Below are 19,447 nucleotides of genomic sequence, written 5' to 3' on the forward strand. Positions count from 1 at the left end.
AGGGCATATTCCATGAAACATTATTCACACTACTCGCTGGCCGTGCTGATTCATATGGCTATCTGGGGAGTGGGGTTGCCGGCGCAGGCCGCTGACGACAGCACTCCAGACGAAACGAAGAGATCCGCTGCGGCAACCGCACCGGAGAATCACGACGAAACGATGGTCGTTACCGCCGCCGCGCAGACTCTCCAGGCCCCCGGCGTTTCCACCATCACTGCCGATGAAATCCGCAAACATCCACCCGCACGCGACGTCTCCGAACTGATTCGCACCCAGCCCGGCGTCAACCTGACGGGCAACTCCACCAGCGGTCAGCGCGGCAATAACCGCCAGGTCGATATTCGCGGGATGGGGCCTGAGAACACGCTGATTCTGGTGGACGGTAAACCGGTGACCAGCCGTAACTCCGTGCGCTACGGCTGGCGCGGTGACCGCGACACGCGCGGTGACACCAGCTGGGTACCGGCGGAAATGATCGATCATATCGACGTTATTCGCGGCCCGGCGGCGGCCCGCTACGGCAATGGCGCAATGGGGGGCGTGGTCAATATCGTCACTAAACCGACCAGCAGCGAGTGGCATGGTTCCTGGAATACCTATATGAACGCCCCTCAGCACCGTAAAGAGGGTTCGACGAAGCGCACGAACTTCAGCCTGAACGGTCCGCTGTCGGATGAGGTAAGCTTTAATCTATGGGGCAATCTGAGCAAGACGCAGGCCGATGCCCAGGATATTAACTCCGGCCATGAAGCGGCACGAACCGGTACCTATGCGGGCTCCTATCCTGCAGGGCGCGAAGGCGTTGTGAATAAAGATATCCACGGCAAGCTGCGCTGGGAGTTTGCGCCGATGCAGGCGCTGGAGTTCGAAACCGGCTACAGCCGTCAGGGCAACCTGTACGCCGGCGACACCCAGAACACCAACACCAGCACGCTGGTAAAAAGTATGTACGGCAAGGAGACCAACCGCCTCTATCGCCAGACTTATGGCGTGACGTGGACCGGCGGCTGGGATAACGGGGTGACCAGCAACAGCTACGCCCAGTATGAACATACCCGCAACTCCCGGATGAACGAAGGGCTGGCGGGCGGAACGGAGGGCATCTTCTCCAGCAGCGAATTCTCGGATATCGACCTGTCGGACGTGCTGTTGCACAGTGAAGTGAATATTCCGTTTACCCTCGGGGTTGAGCAGAATCTGACGCTGGGCACCGAGTGGAACCAACAGCGGATGAAGGATGGCGTGTCGACCACCCAGTCTCTCTCCTATGGCTCCATCGACGGCATCTCGGCAACCGGGCGCAGTCCGTACTCCAGCGCCGAAATTTTCTCGCTGTTTACCGAAGACAATATCGCGCTGACGGATAGCACCATGCTGACGCCAGCCCTGCGCTTTGACCACCATAGTATTGTCGGCAATAACTGGAGCCCATCGCTGAACCTCTCCCAGGGGCTCTCAGATGACTGGACGCTGAAGCTGGGAATTGCCCGCGCCTATAAAGCGCCGAATCTCTACCAGCTCAACCCGAACTATATTCTGTACAGTAACGGCCAGGGCTGCTACGCCAGCAGTTCCGCCTGTTACCTGATGGGTAATAGCGATCTGAAGGCAGAAACCAGCGTCAACAAAGAGATCGGCCTTGAGTATAAGCACGAGGGTTATCAGGCGGGGCTGACCTGGTTCCGCAACGACTACCGCAATAAGATTGAATCCGGCTACTCGGCGGTAGGCACGGCCAGCAACGGCACGACCAATATTTATCAATGGGAAAACGTGCCGAAGGCGCTGGTAGAAGGGCTGGAAGGCTCGCTAAGTCTGCCGGTGAGCGAAACGGTCAGCTGGAGCAATAACCTGACGTGGATGCTGCAGAGCAAGAACAAGACCACCGGCGATCGCCTGTCGGTGATCCCGCAGTTCACGCTGAACTCGACCGTGAGCTGGCAGGTGCGTGACGATCTCTCTTTACAGAGCACCTTCACCTGGTATGGCCGCCAGAAGCCGAAGCGCTTTAACTATAAAGGTGAGGCGGTGTCCGCAAGCGAGCTAAACGAAGTCAGTCCATACAGCATCGTTGGGCTGAGCGCGACCTGGGACGTGAATAAAAACCTCAGCCTGACCAGCGGCGTGGATAACCTTTTTGATATTCGCCACTATCGCGCCGGTAATGCGCAGACGACGGGGAACTCGACAACCGGGGCTTATCTGTATGGTGCCGGCGCGGAAACCTACAACGAGTCGGGGCGGACGTTCTATGTGGGCGTGAATACGCATTTCTAAGGCGTCATTCATCGCGGGCCGGAATATTTGCTATTCCGGCTTTTTTTTGCCGCCAGCTAAAACGGCAGAGGGAAGCTTCACGACTTGTCCGTAGCGTTTGCCGGGCGGATTGCTGGCGCTGAAAGCGCTTGCGGTCCGTGCTGCCCACAGGTCCGATCAAGAATCCGGGGCTCTGGGATATCAGGTTGGCAGCAGGCGTAAGGGATTAAATGAGTTTAAATGCCGTGGAATAAGGGGGCGTTGCGTAAGGCTGAACGGCTGCAGGAAGGGCTTCTTTCGAGGAAAATGCACCAGATTAAGAAAATCTGGTGCGTCCGAGTGGACTCGAACCACCGACCCCCACCATGTCAAGGTGGTGCTCTAACCAACTGAGCTACGGACGCATTTGGTGCGTTTAATTGGACTCGAACCAACGACCCCCACCATGTCAAGGTGGTGCTCTAACCAACTGAGCTATAAACGCTTTATGGTGCGTTCAATTGGACTCGAACCAACGACCCCCACCATGTCAAGGTGGTGCTCTAACCAACTGAGCTATGAACGCAATGTTGTGGTGACAACGGGGACGCATATTAGCGATCGGGAGAGGTTGTGGCAAGAGGCAAACGTCACTTTTCTTGCAGATCGCACGCGATTGCGGAAGTTTTACTCATATTGCCTATATTTTACTGATGATAAAGGATATTTGTTGTCCCGTTCCGCCCGGCAGGCTTTATCGACCGGTCGTCAGGGGGGCTTTACCTTGCCCGGAGGGGAGTCCATTGAATAGCGGGGCGTTCAGGCGAAGCCGGATACCTCTACCGGTACTTCATACGGCCAGTTCGTAGTCATTGACGTTGCGCCTGGGGTATTAGACGTGACGCGTCGCACTTAATTAAAAGCATCTGCGCGGGCCGTTTATAGTATTGATGTTCCCAAGATCGCCGCTGCGGCCTTTTTATGGTTTTAGCAGGCGTGAATGTTATTTAAATATAAGGCGAAGGGTGAAGAGTGCGCAGATTATCAACAGGATCAGAATGAGCTCAAAACGATAGCGTTGCAGCATAGTGCTCTCCTAAAAAAATCGGCGCTGAAGCAGCGCCGATTTACTACGAAACCAGACTAACCCGATTAATTATGCAGCCGGCTGTGCAGCAGGTTTAGCCGCAGCATGGTGTTTGGTGGTTTTGTGATGTTTTTTAGCAGCCTGAGCTTTCTGCGCTACTGGTTTAGCGGCTGCTTTGTGGTGTTTTTTAGCGGCCTGGGCTTTCTGGGTAGCGGCTGGTTTAGCGGCTGCTTTGTGGTGTTTCTTAGCGGCCTGGGCTTTCTGAGCGGCAGCCGGTTTAGCTTCAGCTTTTTTGTGTTTTTTCACAGCCTGAGCTTTCTGCTCTGCGGCCGGTTTAGCGGCGGCTTTGTGATGTTTTTTGTGATGAGTGGTCCTGGCAGTGGTGCTGTGAGTTGCAGCAGCCGGAGCCTGAGTGGTGCTTACCGCGTCAGCGGCGAAAGCAGCAGAAGACAGACCCATAGCAGCGGCAACGACCAGAGCTAATACTTTTTTCATTCTGATATCCTCGAAAATGTTTCTTCAGTTAACCCCACTGCGGGGCTGTTGAAACAACTATATGCTGGTCATTGCGGGAGTTCAGTGAGTGTTTGGTATCGGCAGGTAACCGAATGTACGATGAGGTGGCGGGAGAGCGTAAGAGGTTATCCGCTAACGAGAAAGCGTTAGCGGAGGTGGAGCATAGCTTAGCCGCGCGGCGTTCGGGCAAGCGTTGAGACAAGCTCCTGGCGGGTCATGCGTACGCAATAGGCGGGTGTGCCGCGTTCAAAGCGCCACCCCTCGGACAGCGGCCCGGCGTCAACGGCATCAAAACCAAAGGCTTCGTACAGCGCGGCGGCGATGGCTTTCCCCTCTGCGTCATCGCCCGCCAGCGGCAGCGCCCGGCGATTTTCCGCCCCTGCGGGTAAGCCATCGCTTTCCAGCTGCGTCATCGGAATGGCGTTAAAGGCTTTGGTTATTCTGGCGGCGGGCAGGATACGCGCCAGTAATTCACTGGTGGTGGTTTGCCCGCTATCGAGCTCGGCGATTTCGCCGTCCCGGTCAGGGTAGTAATTGACCGCATCCAAGACCTGTTTATTTTTAATACCGGCGACCGGCAGCGCGTTTACGGCGCTGAGAGGGACGGCAATCACCACCACCTCGCCAAATTCGGCGGCTTCGTCTGCGCTGCCAACCTGACAGCCGATCATCGGCCGCAGGCTGAACAGCGTCTGCGGCCCCCGCGAGTTGCTGAGCATGACTTCATGCCCGGCCTGCAGGGCAAGTTTCGCGATAGATCGCCCCACAAACCCGGCACCTATTATTCCGATCTTCATCTTTCACTCCTGACAAATTGCCTCGTTGAGTGAATAAATTTAATTCCCTCATCACAGAAGATAAATCGTAAGATGGTTGCATGATAAACAACTAAAATGAGTGAATCATGGACCAGCTCACCAGCATGAAGGTTTTCGTCAAGGCGGCGGAAACCGGCTCATTTGCCGCCGTCGCCGAGCAGCTGCAGCTTTCGCCGCAGATGGTTGCCCGCCACGTGGCCGCGCTGGAGGCGCATCTCGGCACCTCACTCATCGCGCGGACGACGCGACGGCAAACGCTTACCGATATCGGCCGCAGCTATTATGAACGCTGCCGCGTCGTGCTGGACGAAGTCGCCGAGGCGGACGCGCTGGCGCTGGAGATGAAAGCGACCCCCTCAGGCATCATCAGAGTCAATGCGCCGGTCACCTTCGGCTCGCATGCGCTATCGACGTTTATCACCGACTATCTCGCCCGCTACCCCGATGTTCAGGTTGAGCTGACGCTCAGCGATCGTATCGTCGACCCGATAGAAGAGGAGTTCGAGGTCATTATTCGCATCGGCGATCTGGCCGACAGCACGATGGTCGCCTGGCCGCTTCTCCCTTACCGGCTAATTGCCTGCGCCTCTCCTGACTATATTTTGCGCCACGGCGAGCCGCAGACGCCGGCCGATCTGCAGCAACACTCCTGCCTGGTCTACGGCCACTGGTCGGCCATGAACGCCTGCCGCTGGCAGTTCACCAGGGAGGGAACCACGGTAGAAGTGAAACCCGCCGGGCGCTTCCGCTCGAACGACTGGAAAGCGCTGATGAACGCCGCTCTCGCCGGGCACGGCATCACCCTCGGGCCTGAAGAGGTGCTGAGAGTTGAAGTTGAGCAGGGGAGGCTGGTGCAGGTTTTATCGGGATTTTCCGGCCCTTCGCGGCCGATGCATGTGCTGGTGCCGGCCGGACGCCGACGAACGACCAAAATAAAATGCTTCGTGGAGGCGCTGAGAAAGGCGCTAGGTCCGCGCGGACCCGGCTATCGCTGAGAAACGGCGCCCCACAAACGGGGCGCCGCAGGAGGCTAGCGCGCAGCGCGCTGTAAAATGACGTTCGACGGCTGACGCTGGAGGAAGCGCATCCGCAGCATCATCAGGATCGCCGCGGAGGTTAACCCGATAATAAATCCACACCAGAAGCCGGCAGGCCCCATACGCGGAACGACCATATCGGTTAATGCCAGCACGTAGCCGCTCGGCAGCCCCAGAACCCAGTAGGCGGTGAAGGTAATAAAGAAGATTGATCGCGTATCTTTATAGCCGCGCAGGATCCCGCTGCCAATGACCTGGACGGAGTCAGAAATCTGATATATCGCCGCCAGCAGCATCAGCTGGGAAGCCAGCACCACTACTTCCGGGTTGTCGTTATAGAGGAGCGCGATTTGTTTACGCATCAGGATGGTGAAAATCGCGGTGATCGCGGCCATACAGACGCCAACGCCGACGCCGGTTCTGGCGGAGGTTTGCGCATCCAGGGTTGAGCCCTGACCGAGGCGAAAACCGACGCGAATAGTCACCGCCGCCGCCAGCGATAGCGGTAAAACGAACATCAGCGAGCTGAAGTTAAGCGCAATCTGATGGCCGGCGACATCGACAATGCCCAGCGGAGACACCAGCAGCGCAACCACCGCAAACAGGGTCACTTCGAAAAACAGCGCCAGCGCGATCGGCAGCCCAAGCTGAACCAGACGCTTGAGGACGGCGAAATCCGGCTTGCTGAACCCCTCGGCGCCCCGAATATCACGCATTGAGCGCGACCGGCGAACCCAGGAGATCATGCTGAAAAACATCACCCAGTAAACGGAAGCCGTTGCCACGCCGCAGCCAACGCCGCCCAGTTCCGGCATCCCGAAATGGCCGTAGATAAAGATGTAGTTTACCGGGATGTTCACCAGCAGGCCGATGAAGCCCATAACCATCCCCGGCTTGGTTTTCGCCAGGCCTTCGCACTGGTTACGCGCAACCTGGAAGAAGAGGTAGCCTGGAGCCCCCCACAGCAGCGCGCGCAGGTAGCCGACGGCTTTATCCGCCAGCGACGGGTCAATATTATGCATTGAGCTGATGATATAGCCGGCGTTCCACAGCACCACCATCACCAGCACGGAGACGAACCCCGCCAGCCAAAAACCCTGGCGCACCTGGTGCGCGATGCGCTCACGGCGCCCGGAGCCGTTGAGCTGAGCGACGACCGGGGTTAACGCCAGCAGCAGGCCGTGACCAAAGAGGATCGCCGGCAGCCAGATGGAGGTTCCGATAGCAACTGCCGCCATATCGGTGGCGCTATAGCCGCCCGCCATGACGGTATCGACGAAGCCCATTGACGTCTGGGCCACCTGCGCAAGGATGACGGGAATAGCCAGTGCTAACAACTGACGCGCTTCAATGAAGTACTTCTGCACCTGTACACCTTTATATTGTTGTTATTTTGAGACTAAAAAAGCCGCCGTAAATGGCAGCGAGAAGAAAAAACAGAGGGATTAGCCAGTCTATTGTAGCGAGGATTAGCCATTAAGCCAGTGAAAAAATGGTAGGGCACGATGCGTGCTGGCAACCTTATTTACCACCTGTTATTGTTCCCGATTAATATATTGTGAGCATTTCTACAGGAGCAAAGCATGTTTACTGGCATTGTGCAGGGGACCGCTAGAGTGGTGTCCATCGATGAGAAGCCCAACTTTCGTACCCACGTGGTGGAACTGCCTGAGCACATGCTCGACGGACTTGAAACCGGCGCGTCGGTTGCGCACAACGGCTGCTGTCTGACGGTAACCGAGATTGACGGCGCGCGCATCAGTTTTGACCTGATGAAAGAAACCCTGCGTATCACTAACCTCGGCGCCGTGCGTCAAGGTGACGTGGTGAACGTCGAGCGCGCGGCGAAGTTCAGTGACGAAATCGGCGGCCATCTGATGTCCGGCCATATTATGACCACCGCGGAGGTGGTTAAGATCCTGACCTCGGAAAATAACCGCCAGATCTGGTTCAAGGTCCAGGATCCGACGCTGATGAAGTACATTCTGTATAAAGGCTTTATCGGCGTTGATGGCATCAGCCTGACGGTTGGCGAAGTCACGCCGACGCGCTTCTGCGTGCACCTGATCCCGGAAACGCTGCAGCGCACCACCCTGGGCGTGAAAAAGCTGGGTGACCGGGTGAATATCGAAATTGATCCGCAGACGCAGGCGGTGGTCGATACCGTTGAGCGCGTGCTGGCGGCGAAAGAGGCCGTGCAAAAGGCGACGGAAGAGTAATAGTCCCGGGTCGTCTGCTATGCGTTCTTTCTGCCGGATTCAGCGGGGTGCCAGGCCCCGCTGCGGGCGTTTTCCGCGCCTAACGTGCAGCATCGCGGAAATAAAGACAGGATGGGGCAAAAAAAAGCCTGCCGGTGCAGCCACCGGCAGGCGTGATAGGTGGATGCAGGCTTAGCGCGCAACGCGAAGGCCGTTCTCAACGCCGCGAGAAAACACCACCTGCCACAGCTGAATATCGCGCGCGCGGAAGGCGCCGGCGCAGGCGTTCAGATAATAGCTGAACATGCGCTTGAAACGCTCGGTATAGTTATCGGCAATATCCGGCCAGCTGGCGAGGAACCGCTCGTACCAGGCCATCAGCGTGGTATCGTAATCGGCGCCTATATTGTGCCAGTCTTCCATAACGAAATGCGTTTCGCTGGCTTGCGCAATATGGCGTACCGACGGCAGGCAGCCGTTAGGGAAGATATATTTATTGATCCACGGATCGACGCTCAGGTCCGTTTTGTTTGAACCGATGGTGTGCAGTAAAAAACGACCGTCCGCTTTCATATTTCGGTCGACTACATCGAAATAGGTTGCGTAGTTTTTCGGCCCCACGTGCTCAAACATACCGACGGAAACTATCCGGTCAAAACTATCATGTAAGTCGCGATAGTCCTGCAGCAGGATAGTGACGTCTAATCCTTCACACCGCTGCTGGGCCATTTTTTGCTGTTCGGCAGAAATGGTCACGCCAACCACGCTAACGTGATAATTTTTTGCCATGTAATAGGCCAGACCGCCCCAGCCGCAGCCAATATCCAGCACCCGCATCCCGGGCTCAAGCTGCAGCTTACGGCAAATAAGATCTAATTTAGCCTGCTGGGCCTCTTCCAGAGATTGCGCCTCTTTCCAGTAAGCACAGGAATATTGCATATAGGGATCGAGCATCCGACTAAAAAGATCGTTGCCAAGATCGTAGTGCTCTTTGCCGACTATCCAGGAACGTTTTTTACTTTGCAGATTGAACAGGCGAGCGGCAGCAATACGCAGCGTGTCTTTGATATGGCGGGGAAGCTGGTTTTCCAGCCCGGCGCGCAGCACCTTGTGGAAGAAAATATCCAGACGCTCGCAGTCCCACCAGCCGTCCATATAGCTTTCACCTAACCCCAGAGACCCTTCCTGTAGTACGCGCTTAAAAAAGAGGGGGTTTTTTATCCGTAGATCGGCGGGAGCGGGGCCATTAATTTCAATACCCGCACGACCGAGTAACTCAGCTGTAATTCGGTACCAGTCATCATTTGGTACACTTACTTCTTCTATACACGATGAACTCATAGCTTCTCCATCACGCCCAAGTGATCAGAACCTTAAAACAGCGTAGACGCTTTTTTTGGCATTGTGAGAAATCTCACGGAAAAATCCGTGAAGCTGCTATCCGACGTAGAACAGAGGAAGGGAGATAACCCTTGCCGAAAGGCCTTCCATGGTTAAACGGGAGGCATCCTGCCCCCGTTAATATCGATAAACTTTCTATTTATGTGATACGGGATCCAGTATAGGCCCCTATTTTAAGGCTTTCAATAAAAAGATATTAGCAGGCTAATTACTGGACCGTAACATCACTGAAACCCTTTTATGCGTGTGACGACTCGGTGCTCAGACGGGTTGTATGCAGCTGCATGACATACCCCAGCCCGGCCAGCGCGATGGAGGCCAGCATCACGCTGGTTGTGGTGAGCAGCGGGGTGGCAATCAGCGTCGACACCAGCAGGCTGGTCAGGAAGCACAGTCCGAGCTGCAGGGTATTCTGCAGCGCGGCGGCGCGACCCGTGGCCTGAGGGAATGGCCGCAGGGCCTGAGCGACGACAATCGGGTAAATCCCGCCGTTAACGATAGCCATCACGCAGAACGGTGCCATCAGCGCCACGATGGAGACATCCTGCTGCAGTCCCACCAGCCAGGTGGCGGCAACGCTGATAGCAAAAATGACCAGCAGCCACGGCAGCAGCTGCTGCCCCTGCCATTTCTGCAGCGCCGCCCGGCAGCCGTATCCGCCGATTAAAAAGGCGATAGTCTGCGGCACGTAGCTCAGGCCGATTGCGGTTGGCCCGTAGCCCATGTCATGCAGAATAAACGGCGAGCCGGTCAGCCAGGCGAAAAAGCTGGCGGAGCAGGCGGCGTAAATCAGCACGTTGCCGCTATATTCGCGTGAGCGCAGCAGCGCCAGGAAGGTCAGTTTTTTCTGCGTACCGCTCTCGGGCTTGCTCACCGGCTTGAGGCGTAACGCGGGCAGCATCAGCAGCAGGGCGATGACCAACAGGGTCGCGAAGATAGCCTGCCAGTCGAAATGGGCGAGCAGCCAGCTGCCGAGCAGCGGTGCCAGGGCCGGCGATAGACCTACCAGCGGCATAATGGTGGCGAAGATGCGGTTAGTACGTTGGGCTGGATAATAGTCGGTGACCATCGCCTGCCAGGTTACCGCCGCCGCGCAGACGCCGATGGCCTGCACAAATCGCAGCGCCAGCATCAGGGTCGCGTTCTGCACCCACAGCATGCCAAGGCAGCCGACGGCGAAGATCGCCAGGCCGCTGAGCAGCACCGGCTTGCGCCCGTAGCGATCGGAGACCGGGCCCCAGAACAGCTGACCAATGGCGAAACCGGCGAGAAACACGCTGAGGCTGGCGCTGACAGAAGCCGCCGAAGTGTTGAGATCCTGTTGGATCGCCGAAAACGCCGGCAGATACATATCGGTTGCCAGGAAGCCGAGCACGCTGAGGCCCGCCAGCCAAACCAAAAATCCTTTCCCAGGTTGTTGCATAAAGTTCTCTTTCTTCTGATGCAGGTAAGATGCCGCTGAGTGTAGGGAGTGCATTCTGGCTTGTGAAACGCTAATATTTGTTACATGCGTTCAAAAAATTTGCAGGCAGAATATGTGGTCCGAATACTCTCTTGAAGTGGTTGATGCGGTTGCGCGCAACGGCAGCTTCAGCGCGGCGGCTCAGGAGCTGCATCGTGTACCCTCGGCGGTCAGCTACACCGTGCGTCAGCTCGAAGAATGGCTGGCCGTTCCGCTCTTTGAGCGACGCCACCGGGACGTTGAGCTCACGCCGGCCGGCGTGTGGTTTTTACAGGAAGGGCGTTCTGTTATCAAAAAAATGCAGATCACCCGCCGTCAGTGCCAGCAGATCGCCAACGGCTGGCGCGGGCAGCTCTCGATCGCGGTTGACGATATCGTTAAGCCGGCGCGGATGCGGCAGATGATTGTCGATTTTTATCGTCACTTTCCGGACGTCGAGCTGATTGTCTTTCAGGAGGTGTTTAACGGCGTCTGGGATGCGCTGGCCGACGGCCGCGTGGAGCTGGCCATCGGCGCGACCCGCTCGATTCCGGTCGGCGGACGCTACGCCTTTCGTGATATGGGCATGCTGAGCTGGCACTGCGTGGTGGCCAGCCACCATCCGCTGGCGAAAATGAGCGGCCCGCTGAGCGATGACACGTTGCGCAACTGGCCGTCGCTGGTCAGGGAGGATACGTCGCGTTCGTTGCCCAAGCGCACGACGTGGCTGCTGGATAACCAGAAGAGAGTGGTGGTGCCGGACTGGGACGCCTCGGCCACCTGCCTGTCGGCCGGACTCTGCATCGGCATGGTGCCGTCGCACTTTGCCCGCCCGCGGATCGATAGCGGCGAGTGGACGGCGCTGGAGCTGGAAAATCCGTTCCCGGACGCCGCGTGCTGCCTGACCTGGCAGCAGAGCGATATCTCACCGGCTCTCTCCTGGCTGCTGGACTATCTTGGCGACAGCGAAACGTTAAATCGGGAGTGGCTGCGGGCGCCGGAATAGCCGGCGCCACGGCAGGATTAGCGGCGGTAGTCGACGAACGGGCCGTCGATCACCGAGCGACGCTCGACCAGTCGCGGGTGAACTTCGATAGACTGCGACTCTTCGCGCTTATTGACGATACGGTCCATCAGCATATTGAATGCGGCTTCGCCGAGTGAATCCTTCGGCTGATGGATGGTGGTCAGCGCCGGGCTGAAGTAGCGGGCGTTGCGCACGTTGTCATAGCCAATGAGCGAAATATCCTGCGGGACGCGCAGGCCCATTTCGTCGGCGGCGCAGATGGCTCCCATTGCCATGATATCGCCGCCGCAGAATATGGCGGTCGGGCGATGCGGCTGGCTGAGGATCTGCTGCATGGCGCGGTAGCCGGATTCCGGCTCGAAGTCGCCCTGAACAACCCAGCTTTCCGGGACGCTAATCTGCGCTTCTTCCATCGCTTTCATAAAACCGGCCAGGCGTCCGGCGCCGGTATTGCGCTCCAGCGGGCCCGGGATCACGCCGATTTCACGGTGGCCGCGCTCAACGAGGTAGCGACCGGCCATATAGCCGCCTTCAAAGGCGTTATCGATCACCGAATCGGTAAAATCAGCCTTGGACTCACCCCAGTCCATGACGACCATCGGGATGTTGCGGTACTCTTCCAGCATGGACAGCACCGACTGCGGATATTCGGAACACATCACCAGCAGGCCGTCGACGCGCTTTTGCGCCATCATCGACAGGTAGGCCTGCTGCTTTTCCGGATCGTTCCAGGCGTTGCCCAGAATCAAGGTGTAGCCCTTCTGGAAGCAGCTCTTCTCAACGGACTCGATAATCTCGGCGAAATAGGCCGCTTCGCTGCTGGTAGCCAGCAGACCGATCGATTTAGTGTGATTAACCTTCAGGCTGCGCGCCACCGCACTCGGAGAGTAGTGCAGCTCTTTGATGGCAGCCCATACCGCGTTGCGGGTCTCTTCAGCCACAAAACGGGTTTTGTTAATTACATGTGAAACTGTTGTAGTGGAAACGTTTGCGCGCTTCGCTACATCTTTAATTGTTGCCATTACTTCTCTCTCCAGACCTTGACCTGATCGTCTGATTATCGATACGGAAACGTTTGCCTATACACACCCTGAGCACAATGTTCAACATTGCATCACGTCGGGAAACGACACAGAACGACAGGAAGGGGTCAATGGCCGATACGCTTTCAAATTAGCGTGGGATTTTGTCCGATCTTGCGGCAAAGGGGAAGAGTAAAAATGTGCATCACCCTAAATCTCAGAAGATTTTTGTGCAATATTGTGCAAAAATGAGCAGGCTCACTTTTCTTGTGGGGATAATCAGGGGGAAAATTGATGGATACAGATTTAAAGTTTTCGCTGACCACGACGATTATTGTACTGGGTCTGATCGTGGCCGCAGGGCTGACCGCCGTACTGCACTAATTTTTTCGGGGGAGAGGCTCCTTTCCCCCCGTTCCCGCGCATTATTATCAAATTCGCAAAAATCTTTTGCCATTTCGTTTACTTTTGTTTTTCTGTGATTGATGTCATGCTTTTGACTTCTGATGAGATACCGTCGCTGAGGACGGTTTGCTGGAGTCATTGAATGAAAATCAACTTTCCCCTGTTAGCGCTGGCCGTTGGGGCGTTTGGTATCGGTACGACCGAATTTTCCCCGATGGGATTACTGCCGGTTATCGCTAAAGGCGTGGATGTGTCTATTCCCGCCGCGGGGATGCTGATCAGCGCCTATGCTATCGGCGTGATGGTCGGAGCACCGCTGATGACGCTGCTGCTGTCGCATCGCGCGCGCCGCAGTGCGCTGATTTTCCTGATGGCTATTTTCACCCTTGGCAACGTCCTCTCGTCAATGGCGCCGGATTACACCACGCTGCTGCTTTCGCGCATTATCACCAGCCTGAACCACGGCGCCTTCTTCGGCCTCGGCTCGGTGGTGGCCGCGAGCGTGGTCCCTAAACACAAGCAGGCCAGCGCGGTGGCAACTATGTTTATGGGGCTGACCATCGCCAACATTGGCGGCGTCCCGGCGGCGACCTGGCTGGGTGAAACCATCGGCTGGCGCATGTCCTTTCTTGCCACGGCGGGTCTTGGCCTGGTGGCGATGATCGGCCTGTGGTTCTCGTTGCCAAAAGGCAGCGCAGGGCAGCGGCCGAACGTGAAGGAGGAGCTGTCGGTTTTGATGCGGCCGCAGGTGCTCTCCGCGCTGCTGACCACCGTGCTCGGAGCCGGGGCGATGTTCACCCTCTATACCTATATTTCGCCGGTGCTGCATACCATTACCCACGCCTCGCCGCTGTTCGTCACCGCGATGCTGGTACTGATTGGCGTCGGCTTCTCTCTGGGCAATTATCTTGGCGGAAAATTTGCCGACCGCTCGGTTTCCGGCACGCTGAAGGGCTTTTTACTGCTGCTGATGGTTATCATGCTGGCGATCCCGCTGCTGGCGCAGTCGCAGATTGGCGCGGCCATCAGCATGGTGGTGTGGGGCGCGGCGACGTTTGCCGTGGTGCCGCCGCTGCAAATGCGCGTGATGCGCGTGGCTCACGAAGCGCCGGGGCTCTCTTCTTCGGTGAATATCGGAGCGTTTAACCTTGGGAATGCGCTCGGCGCGGCGGCCGGCGGGGCGGTGATTTCTTCTGGCCTGGGCTACGCATTTGTTCCGGTGATGGGCGCTATCATTGCCGGGGTGGCGCTGATGCTGGTGTTGTTCAGCGGTCGCTCGCGGCCGGAAGAGGCCTTAGCCAGCCGCTAATAATTACCGCAGAAGGGGAAACCCTTCTGCGGTAGAGTTTTATGCCGCCAGATTAGCCGCGACAAACTTCCAGTTTACCAGCGCCCAGAAGTGCTCCAGATAGTTTGGACGGGCGTTACGGTAGTCAATGTAATAAGCATGTTCCCAGACATCCACGGTCAGCAGCGGTGCGGCATTGCCGGTGAGCGGCGTACCGGCGTTGCTGGTGGAGACAATCGCCAGGCTGCCGTCGGCATTTTTGACCAGCCACGTCCAGCCAGCGCCGAAGTTTTTCACCGCAGCATCGGTGAATTGCGCTTTAAAATCAGCAAAGCTGCCGAAGGATTTGGCGATTGCTGCCGCCAGTTCGCCTTCCGGCTCACCGCCGGCATTCGGCGCGAGACAGTTCCAGTAGAAGGTGTGGTTCCAGACCTGGGCCGCGTTGTTAAAGACGCCGCCTTCGGAAGAACGAACGATCTCTTCTAAAGAGTGGCCTTCAAAAGCGGTGCCCTTGATCAGGTTGTTGAGGTTAGTGACGTAGGCCTGGTGATGCTTACCGTAATGGTATTCCAGGGTTTCAGCGGAAATGTGCGGCGCCAGGGCGTCTTTCGCATATGGTAATGCAGGTAATTCGAACGACATTGCTACTCTCCTTATTATATTAATGCGTGCAATAACCATGTAATGCACAGGGAGATAGTAGCAAATTAAAAGATGTGGCAAAAGAGAGAGTTAACCTGCCGCAGGCGCGGCAGGTGGTCGTCAGCGGATGGTTTTAGGCGTCATCACGCGGCGGGCGCCAACGTAGTGGCGAACCCAGTAATCTTCGCTTAACGAGGTAATCTGAATATCGCGTCCGGTACGCGGCGACTGAATAAATTTACCGTTACCGACGTACACGCCGACGTGATCCGCCGTGCCGCGGCCGCGGGTGCGGAAGAAGACCAGATCGCCGCTCTGCAGCTCACCGCGATCTACGGGGCGAGCATCGCGCAGGTGGTACATCTCGTTCGCCGTCCGCGGGATATGAATTTTCACCAGGTCTTTATAGGCGTAATAAACCAGCCCGCTGCAGTCAAAGCCGGTGCGCGGCGAGGTGCCGCCCCAGCGGTAGGGCTTGCCAATTTGGCCCATCAGCTTCGACATGGCGGTGCTCTGCGCTTTTTGCACCCGCACCTTATGCGCATCGGCCAGCGTCAGCGGCACTTCCTCTTCAACCACCGGCTTACAGCGCTTTTTGTAGCCTTTCCGCACGACGCATTTCTGCTGCACGTTGGCCATCGCCCGCGTCGGTTCGATGTTTGACTTAGCCGACGTCGCGCACTGCTTTTTATAGCCCTTGCGCAACACGCACTTTTTGGTTCCGCCGGCGGCCTGACGGTTTAATGCCGTTTGGCTGGAGGCGGTGGTGCGGGTAGGGTGTTTGGCGCGGGAGGAGGTCGATGCTTTCTTGCTGGAGGTTTTGGCGCTGGATTTTGTTTTCTGACCGGAGACTTTTTTCTTGCGTTCGGTGGTGCCCTTTGCCTGATGCGCTTTTGACGCGGCGGAGGCGTGCGTATGCCCTGAAGCATGCGCCAGTGGTGTAAATGAGATAGATGTAAACAGTAATGCGCAGAGCGAAATCGCGATTTTGTTTAGCCGCGCCACCGAGCACTCCCCTGATTAATTACAGACATGTACACATACCTGACCATGAATGACAAAACCCAACGATTCTAATGCATAAAAACCCTGAAAGTTAATACTCTTTTGTATCTAAAGTGTCGTTTGATTAACAATTGCAAAAAAATATGCCAGACATTGACCGCCTTGTACAGAAAGTGCGCGGCAGGACGGCGCGCTGGCTGATGAAGTAATATTTTTAAGGCAACTTCAGTCCACAGAAGATAAAATAGAACGAGTGAACAAAATGTTATTATCTGTCCTGCGTTCAGGACGCTACAATGACAAATTACTGCCGTATAGAAGTTAAGGAAGCATGACAATGAGTACTACTGTAGAAAAAATCGAACGTCAAATCGCTGAAAACCCGATCCTGCTGTACATGAAAGGATCGCCGAAACTGCCAAGCTGCGGCTTTTCCGCTCAGACCGTGCAGGCGCTGTCTGCGTGCGGCGAACGCTTTGCCTACGTAGATATCCTGCAGAATCCGGACATCCGCGCGGAGCTGCCGAAGTATGCAAACTGGCCGACCTTCCCGCAGCTGTGGGTTGATGGTGAGCTGGTTGGCGGTTGCGACATCGTGATTGAAATGTATCAGCGCGGTGAGCTACAGCAGCTGATCAAAGAAACGGCGGCGAAGTACAAGGCCGACGAGCCGAAAGCAGAATAATTTTGCTGCCAGTAAAAAAGCGACTTCCAGTGAAGTCGCTTTTTTTTGTCTCTTATTCCGCTTCAGGCTGCGGTAGCGGCCATCCGCCAAGACGCTTCCAGCGGTTGACTATCTCGCAGAACAGCCGGGCGGTCTGGTCGGTATCGTACAGCGCAGAGTGCGCCTTGGTGCCATCAAACGCCATACCGGCGGCAAGGCAGGCTTTAGACAGCACGGTCTGACCGAGCGCCAGCCCGCTCAGCGCGGCGGTATCAAAGGTGACGAAAGGGTGGAACGGATTGCGTTTTAGCCCGGCGCGCTCGGCGGCAGCCATGGTAAAACTGAGATCGAAAGTGGCGTTATGCGCCACCATGATGGCGCGATTACAATCGCTGTCCTTCATCCCTTTGCGGACCATTTTGAAAATCGCGTGCAGCGCGTCGTACTCGCTTACCGCCCCGCGTTCCGGATCGTTAGGGTTGATGCCGTTAAATGCCAGCGCTTCGGGCTGCAGGTTCGCACCCTCGAAAGGTTCAACATGAAAATGCAACGTTTCGTCCGGCATCAACCAGCCCTGCTCATCCATTTTCAGCGTAATGGCAGCGATCTCAAGCAGGGCGTCGGTTTTGGCATTGAACCCGGCGGTTTCGACATCGATAACCACAGGGTAAAAACCGCGAAAACGGTCGCACAGACCATTAAGTTGAACGTTCTCGGACATCAGATTCTCTTTACTGGAAAAAAGTAGCGCGCATTATGGCAAATTTTGCCGCGCCTTGCAGCAGTCAGGGGATAAAACAGCGGGCGCCGACGGGCGCCCGCAACCGTTAGTGGCCGAGGCCTTTGCCGGCGTCTTTCTCTTCGATCAGTTCGATTTTGTAACCATCCGGATCTTCAACGAAGGCGATAACCGTGGTGCCGCCCTTAACCGGACCGGCTTCGCGGGTCACGTTGCCGCCGTTCTGACGAATACGCTCGCAGGCTTCTGCCGCATTATCCACGCTGAGGGCGATATGGCCGTAGGCGCTGCCGAGATCGTATTTGTCCACGCCCCAGTTATAGGTCAGCTCGATAACCGCAGTATCGCTCTCCTCGCCGTAACCAACGAAGGCCAGCGAGTATTTATATTCGGTGTTTTCGCTGGTACGCAGCAGCTTCATGCCGAGCACGTTGGTGTAAAACTCGATAGAACGCGGCAGATCGCCAACGCGCAGCATGGTGTGAAGTAAGCGCATGTTTGTATACTCCTGTTTTACAACAGCCTGTTAGCCGCCGTATTTGAAAATGGCCAGAATGGCATCAGAAACGGACAAGGCGTTTCCGGCACCGGAGCACTATAACGTAAAAAGGCGACCTTTTCAGGCCGCCCATACAATCAGAGGCATCATGCGCTAAAAACGATTGGCTGCCTTGTCCTGACCGCGCGCCGGTCGGCTACGATTTCGTCAAATCGATGCTCAGGATGCGCTCCTTCGCGCCTTCGACAAAGACGTCCGGGTCCCAGTCGCGGTTGAAGCCTTCCTTTATACCGACGAACAGGGTATTCATATCCGGCGATAGCACCATCTGGTTTGGATAGACCGGAGTGCGGAATTCACGGGTCACGCTGTAGGTCGCGGCATCGATTACGCTGAGGGTGCCGCTGGTGAAATTGGTGACGTAGAGCTCGTTATATTTCGGATTGTATTTTACCGCGTTGGCCCCGGCGCCGGTACGCACATAGCCCAGCTGCCTGCCGTCGCGCAGATCGAAAATATAGAGCCCGTCGCGGGGGCCGCTGCGATCGTCATGGTCGAAGGCCACGACAAAGATCCTGCCGGAGTCGGAATCCACCGCCAGATTCTGCGCGCTGGGCAGCTGCGGCTGCGTATTCTGGAGGGTAATGGTGCGCAGCACCTGCTGCTTTTTCGCGTCAATCTCGTTGATGTAATCCCGGCCGCCAACGTAGATTTTCTGCGTTTTTTCATCGATCGTCAGCCCATAGGCCGTGCCCTTATAAGCCTCTTTGACCTCGCCTTTTAGCGCCAGCGTCGTGCCGTCGAGCATCAGCAGCTTATGCAGCGGCTGCGTACCCTGCGCCGTCTTCAGCATATTGCTGTAGCTCACGAACAGGGTATCGGCATCCGGGCTGTAGACCATATGGCGCAGGTGCTCGAAGCGAGAATCGGCGGCGTTAGGCGTTTTAAAGCTGAGCCTGTCGCTGGTTTTGGTTAGCTTCCCTGTGGTGGTATCAAGCATGCTTATCCGCAGCGAGGCCGACTGGGTATGACCGATATAGAGCCGGTGCTGCGGCTGATTCATCGCCAGGGAAAACGCCCGGTACGGCATATCGTAGCGATGTTCAATTTTCAATGACGTCGGGTTAAAGGCGTATAAATAGCCTCTGTTCGCCTCGCGGTTCACGCGGTCGGTTACCGCCGCAAACACGTACTGATTGGCGTTATCGAAGGCCAGTTCGTAAATCCCTTCATCCGCCTGCTGAAGGTAATTGGTCTTCAGGGCGAAGCGCGAGGTTTCGCGCGGCGGTGGGTCAATGGCTAACGCCGAGGCCGGCAGGAGAGCCGCAATAAGCAGGCATCCCAGTCGTGTTCTTAAATTGAATCGATTCATTTTTTATTCCTGATATGAAAAGTGGGGGCGCGGGATAAAACCCGGGGC

19 protein-coding genes and 3 tRNA genes are annotated in these 19,447 nt (G+C 56.5%); 7 read left to right on the forward strand and 15 right to left on the reverse strand.

The window, feature by feature from the left end:
* Window positions 1–12 precede the first annotated feature (12 nt).
* Window positions 13–2,280 (forward strand): TonB-dependent siderophore receptor, encoded by a 2,268-nt coding sequence (locus QFI97_RS13745; protein ID WP_346431380.1) that lies wholly within the window; start codon window positions 13–15, stop codon window positions 2,278–2,280.
* 306 nt (window positions 2,281–2,586) lie between these two features.
* Here the strand turns inward: QFI97_RS13745 and QFI97_RS13750 are convergent.
* The 6 genes from QFI97_RS13750 to QFI97_RS13770 form a co-directional block, all read right to left on the reverse strand.
* Window positions 2,587–2,663: transfer RNA gene (locus QFI97_RS13750), tRNA-Val, on the reverse strand.
* 3 nt (window positions 2,664–2,666) lie between these two features.
* Window positions 2,667–2,743: transfer RNA gene (locus QFI97_RS13755), tRNA-Val, on the reverse strand.
* A 4-nt stretch (window positions 2,744–2,747) separates the two neighbouring features.
* Window positions 2,748–2,824 (reverse strand) — tRNA-Val (locus QFI97_RS13760).
* 417 nt (window positions 2,825–3,241) lie between these two features.
* Window positions 3,242–3,325 carry a small membrane protein YdgU gene (ydgU, locus tag QFI97_RS23595; RefSeq protein ID WP_455430947.1) on the reverse strand — a complete coding sequence of 28 codons (84 nt, stop codon included), beginning with the start codon at window positions 3,323–3,325 and terminating at the stop codon, window positions 3,242–3,244.
* Between the two features lie 69 nt (window positions 3,326–3,394).
* Entirely contained in the window at window positions 3,395–3,820 is a 426-nt protein-coding gene (gene asr / locus QFI97_RS13765) for an acid resistance repetitive basic protein Asr (RefSeq protein ID WP_346431381.1), read from the reverse strand.
* Window positions 3,821–4,008: 188 nt separating this feature from the next.
* A complete protein-coding gene (locus tag QFI97_RS13770) occupies window positions 4,009–4,638 on the reverse strand; it encodes an NADPH-dependent F420 reductase (protein WP_346431382.1) in 630 nt (209 codons plus the stop codon).
* 107 nt (window positions 4,639–4,745) lie between these two features.
* On the opposite strand from QFI97_RS13770, the gene QFI97_RS13775 reads away from it, so the two are divergent.
* On the forward strand, window positions 4,746–5,654 hold the full coding sequence (locus QFI97_RS13775) for a LysR family transcriptional regulator (RefSeq protein WP_331850370.1): 909 nt from the start codon (window positions 4,746–4,748) through the stop codon (window positions 5,652–5,654).
* 35 nt (window positions 5,655–5,689) lie between these two features.
* Here the strand turns inward: QFI97_RS13775 and mdtK are convergent, their stop codons facing one another.
* A complete protein-coding gene (gene mdtK, locus QFI97_RS13780; RefSeq protein WP_095103033.1) occupies window positions 5,690–7,063 on the reverse strand; it encodes an MdtK family multidrug efflux MATE transporter in 1,374 nt (457 codons plus the stop codon).
* A 216-nt stretch (window positions 7,064–7,279) separates the two neighbouring features.
* Between mdtK and QFI97_RS13785 the strand changes: the two genes are divergently transcribed.
* Window positions 7,280–7,915 (forward strand): riboflavin synthase subunit alpha, encoded by a 636-nt coding sequence (locus QFI97_RS13785; RefSeq protein WP_095103035.1) that lies wholly within the window; start codon window positions 7,280–7,282, stop codon window positions 7,913–7,915.
* A 171-nt stretch (window positions 7,916–8,086) separates the two neighbouring features.
* On the opposite strand, the gene cfa is transcribed toward QFI97_RS13785, so the two are convergent.
* Window positions 8,087–9,235 (reverse strand): cyclopropane fatty acyl phospholipid synthase, encoded by a 1,149-nt coding sequence (cfa, locus tag QFI97_RS13790; protein WP_095103037.1) that lies wholly within the window; start codon window positions 9,233–9,235, stop codon window positions 8,087–8,089.
* Between the two features lie 298 nt (window positions 9,236–9,533).
* Window positions 9,534–10,718 carry a purine nucleoside transporter PunC gene (gene punC, locus QFI97_RS13795; RefSeq protein ID WP_346431383.1) on the reverse strand — a complete coding sequence of 395 codons (1,185 nt, stop codon included), beginning with the start codon at window positions 10,716–10,718 and terminating at the stop codon, window positions 9,534–9,536.
* Between the two features lie 112 nt (window positions 10,719–10,830).
* On the opposite strand from punC, the gene punR reads away from it, so the two are divergent.
* Window positions 10,831–11,742 carry a DNA-binding transcriptional activator PunR gene (punR, locus tag QFI97_RS13800; RefSeq protein ID WP_123708176.1) on the forward strand — a complete coding sequence of 304 codons (912 nt, stop codon included), beginning with the start codon at window positions 10,831–10,833 and terminating at the stop codon, window positions 11,740–11,742.
* A 17-nt stretch (window positions 11,743–11,759) separates the two neighbouring features.
* Here punR and purR read toward each other — a convergent pair whose 3' ends face one another.
* Window positions 11,760–12,785, reverse strand: a complete 1,026-nt coding sequence (gene purR, locus QFI97_RS13805) for an HTH-type transcriptional repressor PurR (RefSeq protein WP_095103044.1) — start codon at window positions 12,783–12,785, stop codon at window positions 11,760–11,762.
* A 294-nt stretch (window positions 12,786–13,079) separates the two neighbouring features.
* Here purR and cydH point away from each other — a divergent pair, with 294 nt between their 5' ends.
* Both cydH and QFI97_RS13815 read left to right on the forward strand, forming a co-directional pair.
* A complete protein-coding gene (gene cydH / locus QFI97_RS13810; RefSeq protein WP_004862736.1) occupies window positions 13,080–13,169 on the forward strand; it encodes a cytochrome bd-I oxidase subunit CydH in 90 nt (29 codons plus the stop codon).
* A gap of 163 nt (window positions 13,170–13,332) precedes the next feature.
* Window positions 13,333–14,499, forward strand: a complete 1,167-nt coding sequence (locus QFI97_RS13815; protein ID WP_095103046.1) for an MFS transporter — start codon at window positions 13,333–13,335, stop codon at window positions 14,497–14,499.
* A 39-nt stretch (window positions 14,500–14,538) separates the two neighbouring features.
* Here the strand turns inward: QFI97_RS13815 and sodB are convergent, their stop codons facing one another.
* Both sodB and QFI97_RS13825 read right to left on the reverse strand, forming a co-directional pair.
* Window positions 14,539–15,120 (reverse strand): superoxide dismutase [Fe], encoded by a 582-nt coding sequence (sodB, locus tag QFI97_RS13820; protein WP_331850373.1) that lies wholly within the window; start codon window positions 15,118–15,120, stop codon window positions 14,539–14,541.
* 120 nt (window positions 15,121–15,240) lie between these two features.
* Complete coding sequence (locus QFI97_RS13825) at window positions 15,241–16,125, reverse strand: C40 family peptidase (protein ID WP_095103050.1); 885 nt, start codon at window positions 16,123–16,125, stop codon at window positions 15,241–15,243.
* A 337-nt stretch (window positions 16,126–16,462) separates the two neighbouring features.
* On the opposite strand from QFI97_RS13825, the gene QFI97_RS13830 reads away from it, so the two are divergent.
* Complete coding sequence (locus tag QFI97_RS13830; protein ID WP_095103052.1) at window positions 16,463–16,810, forward strand: Grx4 family monothiol glutaredoxin; 348 nt, start codon at window positions 16,463–16,465, stop codon at window positions 16,808–16,810.
* A 52-nt stretch (window positions 16,811–16,862) separates the two neighbouring features.
* On the opposite strand, the gene rnt is transcribed toward QFI97_RS13830, so the two are convergent.
* The 3 genes from rnt to QFI97_RS13845 form a co-directional block, all read right to left on the reverse strand.
* Window positions 16,863–17,510, reverse strand: coding sequence for a ribonuclease T (gene rnt, locus QFI97_RS13835; protein ID WP_095103054.1), 648 nt, complete (start codon window positions 17,508–17,510; stop codon window positions 16,863–16,865).
* Window positions 17,511–17,616: 106 nt separating this feature from the next.
* A complete protein-coding gene (gloA, locus tag QFI97_RS13840; protein WP_095103056.1) occupies window positions 17,617–18,024 on the reverse strand; it encodes a lactoylglutathione lyase in 408 nt (135 codons plus the stop codon).
* Window positions 18,025–18,223: 199 nt separating this feature from the next.
* A complete protein-coding gene (locus QFI97_RS13845) occupies window positions 18,224–19,399 on the reverse strand; it encodes a YncE family protein (protein WP_346431384.1) in 1,176 nt (391 codons plus the stop codon).
* Window positions 19,400–19,447 lie beyond the last annotated feature (48 nt).

Origin of the sequence: Klebsiella scottii (genome assembly GCF_036561945.1) — a bacterium.
Lineage (GTDB): Bacteria > Pseudomonadota > Gammaproteobacteria > Enterobacterales > Enterobacteriaceae > Klebsiella > Klebsiella scottii.

Coding starts and splice junctions, on each gene's coding strand:
- gloA (WP_095103056.1), bottom strand. CDS start 18,024: ATGCGCTTACTTCACACCATGCTGCGCGTTGGCGATCTGCCGCGTTCT.
- QFI97_RS13745 (WP_346431380.1), top strand. CDS start 13: ATGAAACATTATTCACACTACTCGCTGGCCGTGCTGATTCATATGGCT.
- purR (WP_095103044.1), bottom strand. CDS start 12,785: ATGGCAACAATTAAAGATGTAGCGAAGCGCGCAAACGTTTCCACTACA.
- sodB (WP_331850373.1), bottom strand. CDS start 15,120: ATGTCGTTCGAATTACCTGCATTACCATATGCGAAAGACGCCCTGGCG.
- punC (WP_346431383.1), bottom strand. CDS start 10,718: ATGCAACAACCTGGGAAAGGATTTTTGGTTTGGCTGGCGGGCCTCAGC.
- QFI97_RS13845 (WP_346431384.1), bottom strand. CDS start 19,399: ATGAATCGATTCAATTTAAGAACACGACTGGGATGCCTGCTTATTGCG.
- QFI97_RS13830 (WP_095103052.1), top strand. CDS start 16,463: ATGAGTACTACTGTAGAAAAAATCGAACGTCAAATCGCTGAAAACCCG.
- rnt (WP_095103054.1), bottom strand. CDS start 17,510: ATGTCCGAGAACGTTCAACTTAATGGTCTGTGCGACCGTTTTCGCGGT.
- QFI97_RS13815 (WP_095103046.1), top strand. CDS start 13,333: ATGAAAATCAACTTTCCCCTGTTAGCGCTGGCCGTTGGGGCGTTTGGT.
- QFI97_RS13775 (WP_331850370.1), top strand. CDS start 4,746: ATGGACCAGCTCACCAGCATGAAGGTTTTCGTCAAGGCGGCGGAAACC.
- cydH (WP_004862736.1), top strand. CDS start 13,080: ATGGATACAGATTTAAAGTTTTCGCTGACCACGACGATTATTGTACTG.
- cfa (WP_095103037.1), bottom strand. CDS start 9,235: ATGAGTTCATCGTGTATAGAAGAAGTAAGTGTACCAAATGATGACTGG.
- QFI97_RS13785 (WP_095103035.1), top strand. CDS start 7,280: ATGTTTACTGGCATTGTGCAGGGGACCGCTAGAGTGGTGTCCATCGAT.
- QFI97_RS13770 (WP_346431382.1), bottom strand. CDS start 4,638: ATGAAGATCGGAATAATAGGTGCCGGGTTTGTGGGGCGATCTATCGCG.
- punR (WP_123708176.1), top strand. CDS start 10,831: ATGTGGTCCGAATACTCTCTTGAAGTGGTTGATGCGGTTGCGCGCAAC.
- ydgU (WP_455430947.1), bottom strand. CDS start 3,325: ATGCTGCAACGCTATCGTTTTGAGCTCATTCTGATCCTGTTGATAATC.
- asr (WP_346431381.1), bottom strand. CDS start 3,820: ATGAAAAAAGTATTAGCTCTGGTCGTTGCCGCTGCTATGGGTCTGTCT.